Below are 12,544 nucleotides of genomic sequence, written 5' to 3'. Positions count from 1 at the left end.
CATTGGCCAGGCTCAGGCGTTATCCTGTGCCGCTAATGGAGGCTTTTTCATGAAAATCTACAAAGTCGGCGGCGCCGTGCGTGATCGCCTTCTGGGCATCGAGGTCACCGATATCGACCGCGTCGTCGTTGGCGCGACGGCCGAAGAGATGCTCGCCAAGGGCTATAAACCGGTGGGCGCCGATTTCCCGGTATTTCTCGACCCGAAGAACGGTGACGAATACGCCCTCGCTCGCACCGAACGCAAGAATGGCCGAGGTTACGGCGGCTTTATATTCCATGCGAGCCCCGACGTTACGCTGGAAGAAGACCTGATCCGGCGTGACCTGACCATCAATGCCATGGCGGAGGACGACGAGGGTAACCTGACTGATCCTTACCACGGGCAACGCGACCTTGAAGCGCGTATTTTGCGGCATGTTTCTCCCGCGTTCGCCGAAGATCCGCTCCGCGTCTTACGCGTTGCACGCTTCGCCGCGCGCTATGCGCCTCTGGGCTTCACAGTCGCCCCTGAGACCCTGGAGTTAATGCGCCAACTCAGTGAGTCCGGCGAGTTGGAGGCCCTTACCCCCGAACGCAGTTGGAAGGAAATCTCACGGGCGCTGATGGAAGCTCAACCCCAGGTATTTATCCAAGTACTGCGTGACTGCGACGCGCTGAAAACCTTGATGCCGGAGGTGGACGCGCTGTTCGGCGTGCCGCAGCCCGCAGCGCATCACCCAGAAATAGACACCGGGGTGCACACCTTGAGCGTGCTGGAGCAGGCCGCCCTACACAAGCAACCGCTGAGCGTGCGCTGGGCCTGCCTGCTGCATGACTTGGGCAAAGGCCTGACGCCTGTGGATAAGTTACCGCAGCATATTGCCCACGAGCAGCGCGGCCTGAAGCTGATCAAAGCGGTGAACGAGCGCTTCAAGGTGCCAAAGGATTGCCAGGAATTGGCCTTGCTCGTGGGGCAATATCATACCCATGGGCATCGTGCGCTAGAGCTCAAAGCCTCGACATTGCTGGAGTTGCTGCAAAGTTTCGACGTTTACCGTCGGCCGCAACGCTTTGAAGAATTCGTGGTGGCCTGCGAAATGGACGCTCGTGGCCGCCTGGGTTTTGAGCAACGCAGTTATCCACAGGCCGATTATTTGCGCGCAGCGGCAAAGGCCGCACGCGAAGTGCCGGTAGCCCCACTGCTGGAAAAAGGCTTCAAAGGCCCCGAACTGGGCGAAGCGCTCAAGCGCGAACGACTAAACGCATTGAAAGCCTACAAGGAACAGCAAAAGCCCTTGTAGGAGCGAGCTTGCTCGCGAAGAACCTCAACGATGACGCAGCGCCCTCAGGTTTTTCGCGAGCAAGCTCGGCGCCTACAACAGAGCTAGCGGCGTGAGTGGCTGCCCCTGCCACTCGAACGCCACAGGTGCCAGCACCTGATCAATCTGCGCGTCTCGCCACAACTGGCCCATCGTCTTGCCGGCCTCAGGATGCATACGCTCCGGCGCCATCATCGACAAAGGCCACAACACAAAGGCGTTTTTCAGAATTTCGGCTCGCGGCAGGACCAAGCCATCAAAATCGCCCACCAGATCGCCATACAACAACACATCGATATCCAGCGGCAGGCCTTTGCGGTCGGGCGCGTAGCGGCCATTGTCGGCCTCGATGGATTTCAAGCGGCGATCCAATTCCGTCAATGGCAGGTCGGTATAAGCCGATACCACCAGATTGAAAAACGGCCCGCTCTTGATACCCACCGGCTGGCTTTCGAACACCGCTGAACAGCGCATATCCGTCAAAAAGCCCGCCAACGCATCCAAGCCAGCGCATAAACGAGCCTCGCGCTCGATATTGCTGCCAAGCCCGAGGTAAACCTGAGTCAACGACATCCGCGCTCGATCTCCACGCCCACGCCCTTGGCAGCCGGTACCGCGCCGGGCTTGGTCAACTTGAGGTGCAGCCAGGGAATCTGGAATTCACTCATCAGCACTTCGGCCAGGCGCTCGGCAAAGGTTTCCACCAACTGGTACTGGGACTGCTCGGCAAAGGCCTGGATACGCGCAGACACCCTGGCGTAATCCAGTGCCAGGGTCAGGTCATCACCGGCCGCAGCTGGGCGATTATCCCAGGCGAAGCTCAGGTCCAGGCGCAGGCATTGCCGGATTCCGCGCTCCCAGTCGTAAGCCCCGATCACGGTGTCGACTTCCAGGCCTTCGATAAACACTCTGTCCAAGCACTTTTCTCCGCAGCACGACAAGGGCGCGATGCCCCGTTAGAATCAGGGCGTCCTCGCCCGGAATAGTTAGCATGTTTTGGTCACTGGCGATTTTCGCCTACCTGCTCGGCTCGCTGTCCTTCGCCATTTTGCTCAGCCGCTTGACGGGAAATCCCGACCCGCGAATGAGTGGCTCAGGCAATGCCGGCGCCACCAATATGTTGCGCCTGGCTGGCAAGAAACTCGCCGTCCTGACCTTGCTGGGCGACCTGTGCAAGGGCCTGCTGCCCGTGCTGATCGCCAGCCTCGTTGGCCTTAGCTTGCAACAGCAAGCCTGGGTGGGCCTATGTGCCGTCCTGGGCCACCTGTTCCCGTTGTACTTCCGTTTTCGCGGCGGCAAGGGCGTCGCCACGGCGGCCGGCATGCTGCTGGGCATCTACCCCCCTGCGGCGTTACTGGCCATGCTCGCCTGGCTGCTGACGTTCTACCTGACCCGCACCAGCTCGCTGGCCGCGCTGATTGCCACGCCACTGACCCTACCGTTGCTGGCCTGGCAGGAACCGCAAGCGCTGGTGCCGATGAGCGTGCTGACACTGCTGATCGTCTGGCGCCACCGCGGCAATCTACGCGACCTGTTTGCCGGGCGCGAACGGCATTTTTAAATACCCGCCCGAACCCGGCGCCCTCAACCCTTACAACGGCGGCAGTTGCTCCATCGGCCAGCGCGCCTGCACGCTGATCGCCAGGCTTTCGTGCTGCCCGGCCTGCAAGCGCTGGCAACCGGCGTAGGCGATCATCGCGCCGTTGTCAGTGCAGAACTCAGGGCGTGCGTAGAACACATTGCCATTCATGTCGCCGAGCATCGTTTCCAGGGAGCTACGCAATGCCTTGTTGGCGCTGACGCCGCCTGCGATCACCAGCCGCTTCATGCCCGCCTGTTTCAGGGCGCGCTTGCACTTGATGGTCAAAGTCTCCACCACAGCCTGCTGGAACGCCAGCGCGATGTCGCAACGGGCTTGTTGGCCGTCGCCCCCGGCGCTGACGCTCTGCTGCCAGGTGTTCAAGGCAGAAGTTTTCAAGCCGCTGAAACTGAACATCAAGCCAGGACGATCACACATCGGCCGCGGGAAGGTGTAGCGACCGGCAACACCGTTCTCAGCCAGGCGGGCGATTTCCGGACCGCCAGGATAATTAAGCCCCATCATCTTCGCGGTTTTGTCGAACGCTTCGCCGGCAGCATCGTCCAGCGACTCGCCCAACAGCGTGTATTGGCCGATCCCATCCACCTGAACCAGCTGCGTATGCCCGCCCGAAACCAACAAAGCGACGAACGGGAACTCTGGCGGTGTTTTTTCCAGCATGGGCGCCAATAAATGGCCTTCCATATGGTGCACGCCAAGGGCAGGAATGCCCCAGGCAAAGGCCAGCGCTTGGGCACAAGAGGCCCCAACCAGCAGGGCTCCGACCAATCCGGGCCCTGCCGTGTAGGCGATGGCATCGATCTCGGTTGCCACACAGCCGGCTTCATCCAGCACTTGGCGGATCAGCGGCAGCATGCGCTTGACGTGATCGCGGCTGGCAAGCTCCGGCACCACGCCGCCATAGGCGCGATGCAGGTCGATCTGACTGAACAGTGCATCGGCCAAAAGCCCGCGTTCACTGTCGTATAGTGCGACTCCGGTTTCGTCGCAGGAGGTTTCAAGTCCCAGTACTAGCATGGGTTTGCGCCTTGTAGAGGCTGAATTCGAAGGCGCGCATAATAGTCGCCACTCCCCCTCCCGACTAGCGGTTTTCGATCAGAGGCTTTGCATTCCGGGCAATGAGGGGTTAACATCCGCAACCCTTAAAAACCGACGACCTCAGCCGCGAATTTTTTGCGACGAGAACGTTGATTCCCGGTAATGAAAGAAGGTAGCTCTGGATGCCAGCCGTCAAAGTAAAAGAGAACGAACCCTTCGACGTAGCTCTGCGTCGTTTCAAGCGCTCCTGCGAAAAAGCCGGTGTTCTGGCTGAAGTTCGTAGCCGCGAATTTTATGAGAAGCCAACTTCTGAGCGTAAGCGCAAAGCAGCAGCCGCTGTTAAGCGTCACGCTAAGAAAGTTCAGCGCGAACAGCGCCGCGCCGTTCGTCTGTACTAATACACAGACGTTCGTAGCAAGCTTCTGCCAAGCCCGGCCCTCAGCCGGGCTGTTGGCATTTGCGGATATCGCTTGATGCTTCACCGTCGACGCCGCACATGCGACCGAGACACTGCTTCACACGTCAGGGCTGGCTCTTTTGCCAGCGGTGCACGTCTCTTCTGACGAGCCTAACAAGGCTACTGACGAGCACACCTATTCTTCAAACAGACGATCAACCGTGTCGGCTGTGCCCAACGATGCGTTTCCGAGGCCGCCATTGGCCAAGACCGGACGCCCGGGCAACATTTCCATGCCGAAGACTGATCAGAAACTACCCTCAGTGAATATTCGGCAGATACACTTCCTGATGACCCATGCAGACGATGATGATCGAGCACTCCATACGTGCGCTTGAACACGTCACGGGCCCTCATTTACACGCAGTGATGACGAGAACGCCATGGCCGGGCTGATTCCCCAGAGCTTTATTGACGACCTTCTGAACCGCACCGACATCGTCGATGTTGTCAGCTCACGCGTACAGCTGAAAAAAGCCGGCAAAAACTACACCGCCTGCTGCCCGTTCCATAAAGAAAAAACCCCATCGTTCAGCGTCAGCCCCGACAAGCAGTTCTATTACTGCTTTGGTTGCGGCGCGGGCGGGAATGCCCTGGGCTTCCTGATGGACCACGACAACCTGGACTTCCCCCAGGCCGTCGAGGACCTGGCGAAAGCCGCCGGCATGGAAGTGCCCCGCGAAGACAGTGGTCGCCCGCACAAACCCCGGCAACCCACCGATTCGCCGCTGTATCCACTGCTGACCGCCGCTGCCGATTTTTACCGCCAGGCACTCAAGAGCCATCCGCAGCGCAAGGCCGCTGTCGATTACCTCAAAGGGCGCGGCCTCACCGGCGAAATTGCTCGGGACTTCGGACTGGGCTTCGCCCCGCCGGGCTGGGACAACCTGTATAAGCACCTGAGCAGCGACACCCTCCAGCAAAAGGCCATGATCGATGCCGGCCTGCTGGTGGAAAACGCCGAGACCGGCAAGCGCTATGACCGCTTCCGCGACCGCGTGATGTTCCCGATCCGCGACAGCCGTGGCCGCATCATCGCCTTCGGCGGCCGTGTACTCGGGGACGACAAGCCCAAGTACCTGAACTCTCCGGAGACCCCGGTGTTTCACAAGGGCCAGGAACTCTACGGCCTGTTCGAAGCGCGCAAGAACAACCGCAACCTCGACGAGATCATCGTGGTTGAAGGCTATATGGACGTGATCGCCCTGGCCCAACAAGGCCTGCGCAACGCGGTCGCGACCCTCGGCACCGCCACCAGCGAAGAACATCTCAAGCGCCTGTTCCGCGTCGTGCCCAGCGTGCTGTTTTGCTTCGACGGCGACCAGGCCGGCCGCAACGCCGCCTGGCGCGCGCTCGAAGCCACGCTGTCGAGCCTGCAGGATGGGCGCCGCGCTCGCTTCCTGTTCCTGCCCGAAGGCGAAGACCCGGACACCCTGGTGCGCTCGGAAGGTACCGACGCGTTCCGCGCACGCATCAATCAACATGCGCAGCCGCTGGCGGATTATTTTTTCCAGCAACTGACCGAAGAGGCCGACCCGCGCTCCCTCGAAGGCAAGGCCCATATGGCCACCCTCGCGGCGCCGCTGATCGACAAGGTCCCGGGCGCCAACTTGCGCACACTGATGCGTCAGCGCCTGCTGGAGATCACCGGCTTGAGCGGCGAAGCCGTGAGCCAGCTGGTGCACAGCGCCCCACAGGATACGCCGCCAGCCTACGACCCCGGCATGGATTACGACGCCATGCCGGACTACGCTGACTTTCACCAACCTCAGGAGGCCTTCGCGCCCCAGCAGGAATGGACGCCGAAGAAGCCCGGCGCCGGCGGCAAAAAGTGGGATAAAAAGCCGTGGAGCAAAAACGGCAAACGCGGTGATCGCGATGAAGCCTACGCGCCACGCACACCCGTAGCGGTGGAAGCCCCCACACTGATTGCACTGCGCACACTGATTCATCACCCGCAATTGGCCGGCAAGGTTGAAAGTGCCGACCACTTTGCCAACGAGAGCAACACCTACGCTCAGGTGCTTATCGCACTGATCGAAGCCGTGCAGAAAAACCCTAAGCTAAACTCAATTCAGTTGATGGCTCGCTGGCATGGCACGGAACAGGGCCGTTTATTGCGGGCACTGGCGGAAAAGGAGTGGCTAATTGACGGCGACAACCTTGAACAACAGTTTTTAGACACCATTAATAGGTTATCCGCGGGTCAACACACTCAGACCCTCGATGAACTTATCAAGAGAGCGAGGCAGCCGGGATTATCGGCTGAAGAGCAAATTCAGATAGCAAAACAGATGCGCGACCTCTTAAAACAGAATGTTTACGCATCAAACCCGACCTCAGCTGGCGTGTGAGGTCATAGCTCGGGTATAATCCTCGGCTTGTTTTTTGCCCGCCAAGACCTTCAGTGGATAGGGTGTTATGTCCGGAAAAGCGCAACAGCAGTCTCGTATCAAAGAGTTGATACTTCTTGGTCGTGAGCAGGGTTACCTGACTTACGCGGAGGTCAACGACCACCTGCCTGAGGATATTTCAGATCCTGAGCAGGTGGAAGACATCATCCGCATGATTAACGACATGGGGATCAACGTATTCGAAGTCGCGCCAGATAAGGATTCCCTTATGCTGGCCGACGCTGATACCGACGAGGCCGCCGCTGAGGAAGCTGCTGCCGCGCTGGCTGCAGTAGAGACCGATATCGGCCGCACGACAGACCCGGTGCGCATGTATATGCGCGAAATGGGTACCGTCGAGCTGCTGACACGCGAAGGCGAAATCGAAATCGCCAAGCGTATCGAAGAGGGCATCCGCGAAGTGATGGGCGCAATTGCGCACTTCCCTGGCACGGTTGACCACATTCTCTCCGAGTACACCCGCGTCACCACCGAAGGTGGCCGCCTGTCCGACGTCCTGAGCGGTTATATCGACCCGGACGACGGCATTGCGCCGCCTGCCGCCGAAGTGCCGCCGCCTGTTGATGCGAAAGCCGCAAAAGCGGACGACGACACCGACGACGACGAAGCTGAAAGCAGCGACGACGAAGAAGAAGCCGAAAGCGGTCCAGACCCGGTTATCGCTGCCCAGCGCTTCGGTGCGGTTTCCGATCAAATGGAAATCACCCGCAAGGCCCTGAAGAAGCACGGTCGCGGCAACAAGCAGGCAATTGCCGAGCTGGTGGCCCTGGCTGAGCTGTTCATGCCGATCAAGCTGGTGCCCAAGCAGTTCGAAGGCCTGGTTGAGCGTGTTCGCAGTGCCCTTGAGCGTCTGCGTGCCCAAGAGCGCGCAATCATGCAGCTCTGTGTGCGTGATGCGCGCATGCCGCGTACCGATTTCCTGCGCCAGTTCCCGGGCAACGAAGTTGACGAAAGCTGGAGCGACGCACTGGCCAAGGGCAAGGCGAAATACGCCGAAGCCATCGGCCGCCTGCAGCCCGATATCATCCGTTGCCAGCAGAAGCTGACCGCGCTTGAGACCGAAACCGGCCTGACGATTGCAGAAATCAAAGACATCAACCGTCGCATGTCGATCGGTGAGGCCAAGGCCCGCCGCGCGAAGAAAGAGATGGTTGAAGCGAACTTGCGTCTGGTGATCTCCATCGCCAAGAAGTACACCAACCGTGGCCTGCAATTCCTTGATCTGATCCAGGAAGGCAACATCGGCTTGATGAAGGCGGTGGACAAGTTCGAATACCGTCGCGGCTACAAGTTCTCGACTTATGCCACCTGGTGGATCCGTCAGGCGATCACTCGCTCGATCGCCGACCAGGCCCGCACCATCCGTATTCCGGTGCACATGATCGAGACCATCAACAAGCTCAACCGTATTTCCCGGCAGATGTTGCAGGAAATGGGTCGTGAACCGACCCCGGAAGAGCTGGGCGAACGCATGGAAATGCCTGAGGATAAAATCCGCAAGGTATTGAAGATCGCTAAAGAGCCGATCTCCATGGAAACGCCGATTGGTGATGACGAAGACTCCCATCTGGGTGACTTCATCGAAGACTCGACCATGCAGTCGCCAATCGATGTCGCCACTGTTGAGAGCTTGAAAGAAGCGACTCGCGACGTACTGTCCGGCCTCACTGCCCGTGAAGCCAAGGTACTGCGCATGCGTTTCGGCATCGACATGAATACAGACCACACCCTTGAGGAAGTCGGTAAGCAGTTTGACGTGACCCGTGAGCGGATCCGTCAGATCGAAGCCAAGGCGCTGCGCAAGTTGCGCCACCCGACGCGAAGCGAGCATCTGCGCTCCTTCCTCGACGAGTGATACCAGAACCCCCGGCCCAGGCCGGGGGTTTTGCTTTCTACCGATTGCTTTGACAGATTAACTGCCCCGCACCACCCCACCCTCGCAATGCCCGTCTACACTCGAGACATTCCCCGTGCCATAACGAGACCGTTATGCCCAGATTGCCGACCGTGATACTGCTGTCGCTGCTGACCTGGACCGCAACGGCTGGCGCGTTGACTCTTACGGATGATGAGCGTAGCTGGTTGGCGGACCATCAGGAGCTGCGCCTCGGCGTGGACGCGTCCTGGCCACCGTTTGAATATCGCGATGAAAATGGCCGATATCAGGGCCTGGCTGCCGATTACGTACGCCTACTCCAAGACCGCCTGGGCGTGCGAATCAAACTGATCGAACCGGTTAACTGGACCGCGGTGCTTGAACAAGCCCGCAATAACCAGCTCGACCTGCTGCCTGGCATCATGTCCACCCCCGAACGCCAGAATTTCCTGGCCTTCACACGCCCCTATCTCGACTTTCCCATCGTCATCCTGGCCCATGAAGGCGGCGCGAAACCCCGCAGCCTCAAGGATTTGTACGGGCTGAAAATTGCCGTGGTGGAAAACTACGCGCCCCATGAACTGCTGCGTACCCACCATCCGGACCTGAATCTGGTGGCCCTGCCCAACGTCAGTTCGACGCTGCAAGCCCTGGCCACCGATGAAGTGGATGCCGTAGTCGGTGACCTGGCCTCCAGCGTCTGGAGCCTACGCCAACTCAAGCTCGACGGTTTATACGTCAGCGGAGAAACACCCTATCGCTACCAACTGGCGATGGGTGTCCCACGCGACGAAAAAATACTGGTAGGCATTTTGGACAAAGTCCTCGCCGACCTCAGCTCTGCCGAAACTGACGCGATCCAGCAACACTGGGTCGGCAGCTTCACCGATCACCGCACCTTCTGGGCTGACCTGCTCACGTACGGCCTGCCAGCGGTGCTGCTATTGAGTACGGTGCTGGCGATCGTCATTCGGATCAATCGCCGGCTCAGCTCGGAAATTTCCCGCCGGGTCGCCCTTGAGCAAGAACTGCGTAGCAGCGAGTACCACTATCGCGGCCTGGTGGAGAGCTTGTCCGCCATCGCTTGGGAAGCAAGCATCAGCGATTTCACCTACAGCTACGTGTCGCCCCATGCCGAAAACCTGCTCGGTTATCCCCGCGCCCACTGGCTGATTCCAGGCTTCTGGCGCAACATCATCCACCCCGCCGACCTGACCCGCGCCGAGGCCTATTGCTATCGGGAAACCCGTGCCAACCGTGATCACAGCATTGATTACCGAGTCATTACCGCTGATGGCCGCTGCCTGTGGGTACGTGACATTGTCAGCCTGATCGAACACGGCCACGAGCCAGTGCTGCGCGGCCTGATGATCGACATCAGCGAAGCCAAGCGCACCGAAGAAGCCCTGCAACTGTCCGAGCAGAAATTTGCCTCGGTGTTTCAGCAGTGCCCCGACATTCTGGTGATTGCCCGGTTGTCTGATGGCTGCCTGCTGGAGGTCAACAAGGCATTCGAGGACCAGATTGGCCTGCGCGCCGACGAGGTGGTAGGCAAAACCGCCACCGACCTGAATATATGGGGTATTCAAGGGGGCGGCCCGGATTTGCTGCAACGGGTACAGACCACCAGCATCCGTAACCTGGAAATGCCTTTTCTGCGCAGCAATGGCCAGGCCTTTACCGGGCTGATCTCAGCCGAGCCGTTCCAACTCGACACCACCGAAGCCTTGGTGGTGGTGGTGCGGGACATCACCCAGCTCAAGGAAACCCAACAGCGACTGCAAACCTCCGAAGAAAAGTTTGCCAAAGCCTTCCATGCCTCCCCCGATGGCTTGCTGCTGAGCCGCCAGAGCGACGGCCTGCTGATCGAAGTAAACGAGGGCTTCAGCCACCTGACCGGCTTCACCAGCGCCTCTTCACTCGACCAATCAGCCCTGGACCTGGGCATCTGGGTCGACCTCAACGAACGCAAGCACATGCTCGAATTGATGCAGCGCGACGGCTTTGTCCGCGATTTCATCTGTCATATCCGCCGTGCCGACGGCCAGATTCGTCTGTGCGAAGTGTCCAGCCGCCCACTGCCGATTGGCGACGAAGATTGCATGCTGACCATCGCCCGGGACATCACCGAACGCCAGGTGATGCAGGAAAAACTGCAGCAGGCCGCCACGGTGTTCGAAAGCACCGCCGAAGGTGTCTTGATCACCGACACACGGCAGAACATCAGCGCCGTCAACCGCGCCTTCACTGAGATAACCGGCTACAGCGAGGTTGAAGCCCTTGGCCATACCCCGCGTCTGCTTGCCTCCGGCCTGCATGACAGCGCGTTCTACCCGGCGATGTGGCACCAGTTGACGACCCACGGCCACTGGCAAGGCGAGATCTCCAACCGCCGCAAGAACGGCGAGGTGTATCCGAGTTGGTTGACCATCAGTGCCGTGCGTAACCGTGAGCACTTGGTTACGCATTTCGTTGCCGTGTTCGCCGACATCTCCAGCCTCAAGCTGGCCCAGGCACGCCTCGACTATCAAGCCCACCACGACCCATTGACCGGCCTGCCCAATCGCACGCTGTTCGAAAACCGGCTGCAAGCCGCCCTCAACGGCCAGCAGGAAAGTGGCAAGCAGGGCGCGGTGCTGTTTCTCGACCTCGACCGGTTCAAACACATCAACGACAGTCTCGGCCACCCGGTCGGCGACCTGCTGCTCAAAGACATCGCGGTACGCCTCAAGGAGCAGTTGCGGGACGTGGACACCGTTGCTCGCCTGGGCGGCGACGAATTCATCATCCTGCTGCCCGGTTTGCAACAGGCCAGCGACGCCCAGCACTTGGCGAACAAACTGCTCGACTGCTTTACCCCGCCCTTCCAGGCCGGCGAGCATGAGTTCTTTATCAGCGCCAGTATCGGCACCAGCCTGTATCCGCAAGACGGTACCGATGTGGCCACCCTGGTCAAAAATGCCGACGCCGCGATGTATCGCTCCAAAGCCAAGGGGCGTAACCGGGTCGAGCGCTACACCCGAGACCTGACGGCCCAGGCCAATGAACGCGTAGCGCTGGAGCACGAACTGCGCCGCGCCATCGAACGTGAAGAATTGAGCCTGTATTACCAACCCAAACGCAGCCTAGTCACCCAACAACTGATCGGCGCCGAAGCCTTGATCCGCTGGCATCACCCCACTCTAGGAGAGGTCCCGCCAGAGCACTTTATCGCCCTGGCCGAAGAAAACGGCATGATCCTGCAAATCGGCGACTGGGTACTGGAACAGGCCTGCCGACAGCTGCACGCCTGGCAAACGGCTTTCGAGGATTTCGGCCCCCTGTCGGTCAACCTCGCAGGCGCGCAACTGCGTCACCCCAACCTGCTGTCACGCATCGAACAACTGCTGCGCGATTACCGCCTCGAACCCGGCTGCCTGCAACTGGAAATCACCGAAAACTTCATCATGAGCCAAGCCGAAGAAGCGCTTGCGGTGTTGCACCACCTCAAGCGCCTGGGCGTCCAATTGGCGATCGATGATTTCGGCACGGGTTATTCGTCCCTCAGCTACCTCAAACGCCTGCCCTTGGACTTCCTCAAAATCGACCAATCCTTCGTCCGCGGCCTGCCCGACGACCCTCACGATGCAGCCATCGTGCGCGCCATCATCGCCCTCGGCCACAGCATGCAATTCACCATCATCGCCGAAGGCGTGGAGACCCCGGCACAACAAGCATTCCTCGCAAGCGAGGGGTGTGAACAGATGCAAGGCTACATCGTCAGCCTGCCCCTGCCGCCGGAGCTTTTTGCCGCCAGCTTCCTTCGTACACGGCATGAGGATTTTTCGGATGGCACAGTGAACAAACCATCGTTATAATC

The 12,544-nt window shown here is 59.7% G+C and carries 9 protein-coding genes; 6 read left to right on the top strand and 3 right to left on the bottom strand.

Translation table 11 applies throughout. The features are described 5' to 3' along the window. The first annotated feature begins 49 nt into the window (after positions 1–49). Complete coding sequence (locus tag V8689_RS02960) at positions 50–1,282, top strand: multifunctional CCA addition/repair protein (protein WP_056783983.1); 1,233 nt, start codon at positions 50–52, stop codon at positions 1,280–1,282. 72 nt (positions 1,283–1,354) lie between these two features. On the opposite strand, the gene folK is transcribed toward V8689_RS02960, so the two are convergent. Continuing rightward, a complete protein-coding gene (gene folK, locus V8689_RS02955; protein WP_056783980.1) occupies positions 1,355–1,873 on the bottom strand; it encodes a 2-amino-4-hydroxy-6-hydroxymethyldihydropteridine diphosphokinase in 519 nt (172 codons plus the stop codon). Next, positions 1,864–2,217 carry a dihydroneopterin aldolase gene (gene folB, locus V8689_RS02950; RefSeq protein WP_032895029.1) on the bottom strand — a complete coding sequence of 118 codons (354 nt, stop codon included), beginning with the start codon at positions 2,215–2,217 and terminating at the stop codon, positions 1,864–1,866. Before folB ends, folK begins: the two co-directional genes overlap by 10 nt. A 74-nt stretch (positions 2,218–2,291) precedes the next feature. Here folB and plsY point away from each other — a divergent pair, with 74 nt between their 5' ends. Then, positions 2,292–2,861 (top strand): glycerol-3-phosphate 1-O-acyltransferase PlsY, encoded by a 570-nt coding sequence (plsY, locus tag V8689_RS02945; RefSeq protein WP_032895027.1) that lies wholly within the window; start codon positions 2,292–2,294, stop codon positions 2,859–2,861. A 30-nt stretch (positions 2,862–2,891) separates the two neighbouring features. Here plsY and tsaD read toward each other — a convergent pair whose 3' ends face one another. Beyond that, positions 2,892–3,917 (bottom strand): tRNA (adenosine(37)-N6)-threonylcarbamoyltransferase complex transferase subunit TsaD, encoded by a 1,026-nt coding sequence (gene tsaD / locus V8689_RS02940; protein WP_056783979.1) that lies wholly within the window; start codon positions 3,915–3,917, stop codon positions 2,892–2,894. 203 nt (positions 3,918–4,120) lie between these two features. Here tsaD and rpsU point away from each other — a divergent pair, with 203 nt between their 5' ends. From rpsU to V8689_RS02920, 4 genes are all read left to right on the top strand, one after another. Continuing rightward, positions 4,121–4,336 carry a 30S ribosomal protein S21 gene (rpsU, locus tag V8689_RS02935; RefSeq protein ID WP_002551877.1) on the top strand — a complete coding sequence of 72 codons (216 nt, stop codon included), beginning with the start codon at positions 4,121–4,123 and terminating at the stop codon, positions 4,334–4,336. Between the two features lie 442 nt (positions 4,337–4,778). Next, positions 4,779–6,749, top strand: coding sequence for a DNA primase (dnaG, locus tag V8689_RS02930; protein WP_056783976.1), 1,971 nt, complete (start codon positions 4,779–4,781; stop codon positions 6,747–6,749). A gap of 67 nt (positions 6,750–6,816) precedes the next feature. Continuing rightward, positions 6,817–8,664 carry an RNA polymerase sigma factor RpoD gene (gene rpoD, locus V8689_RS02925; protein ID WP_003194751.1) on the top strand — a complete coding sequence of 616 codons (1,848 nt, stop codon included), beginning with the start codon at positions 6,817–6,819 and terminating at the stop codon, positions 8,662–8,664. Positions 8,665–8,798: 134 nt separating this feature from the next. After that, positions 8,799–12,542 carry an EAL domain-containing protein gene (locus tag V8689_RS02920; protein WP_434520680.1) on the top strand — a complete coding sequence of 1,248 codons (3,744 nt, stop codon included), beginning with the start codon at positions 8,799–8,801 and terminating at the stop codon, positions 12,540–12,542. Positions 12,543–12,544: the final 2 nt, after the last annotated feature.

This window comes from Pseudomonas sp. AK181, assembly GCF_051122975.1.
Lineage (GTDB): Bacteria > Pseudomonadota > Gammaproteobacteria > Pseudomonadales > Pseudomonadaceae > Aquipseudomonas > Aquipseudomonas lactis.
Note: the sequence above shows the minus strand (reverse complement) of the source record. Positions and strands in the feature narration are given on the sequence as shown.

What these genes read in the sequence shown, in the direction of transcription:
- V8689_RS02960 (WP_056783983.1), top strand. Translation starts at nt 50, where the DNA reads ATGAAAATCTACAAAGTCGGCGGCGCCGTGCGTGATCGCCTTCTGGGC.
- folK (WP_056783980.1), bottom strand. Translation starts at nt 1,873, where the DNA reads ATGTCGTTGACTCAGGTTTACCTCGGGCTTGGCAGCAATATCGAGCGC.
- plsY (WP_032895027.1), top strand. Translation starts at nt 2,292, where the DNA reads ATGTTTTGGTCACTGGCGATTTTCGCCTACCTGCTCGGCTCGCTGTCC.
- tsaD (WP_056783979.1), bottom strand. Translation starts at nt 3,917, where the DNA reads ATGCTAGTACTGGGACTTGAAACCTCCTGCGACGAAACCGGAGTCGCA.
- rpsU (WP_002551877.1), top strand. Translation starts at nt 4,121, where the DNA reads ATGCCAGCCGTCAAAGTAAAAGAGAACGAACCCTTCGACGTAGCTCTG.
- dnaG (WP_056783976.1), top strand. Translation starts at nt 4,779, where the DNA reads ATGGCCGGGCTGATTCCCCAGAGCTTTATTGACGACCTTCTGAACCGC.
- rpoD (WP_003194751.1), top strand. Translation starts at nt 6,817, where the DNA reads ATGTCCGGAAAAGCGCAACAGCAGTCTCGTATCAAAGAGTTGATACTT.
- V8689_RS02920 (WP_434520680.1), top strand. Translation starts at nt 8,799, where the DNA reads ATGCCCAGATTGCCGACCGTGATACTGCTGTCGCTGCTGACCTGGACC.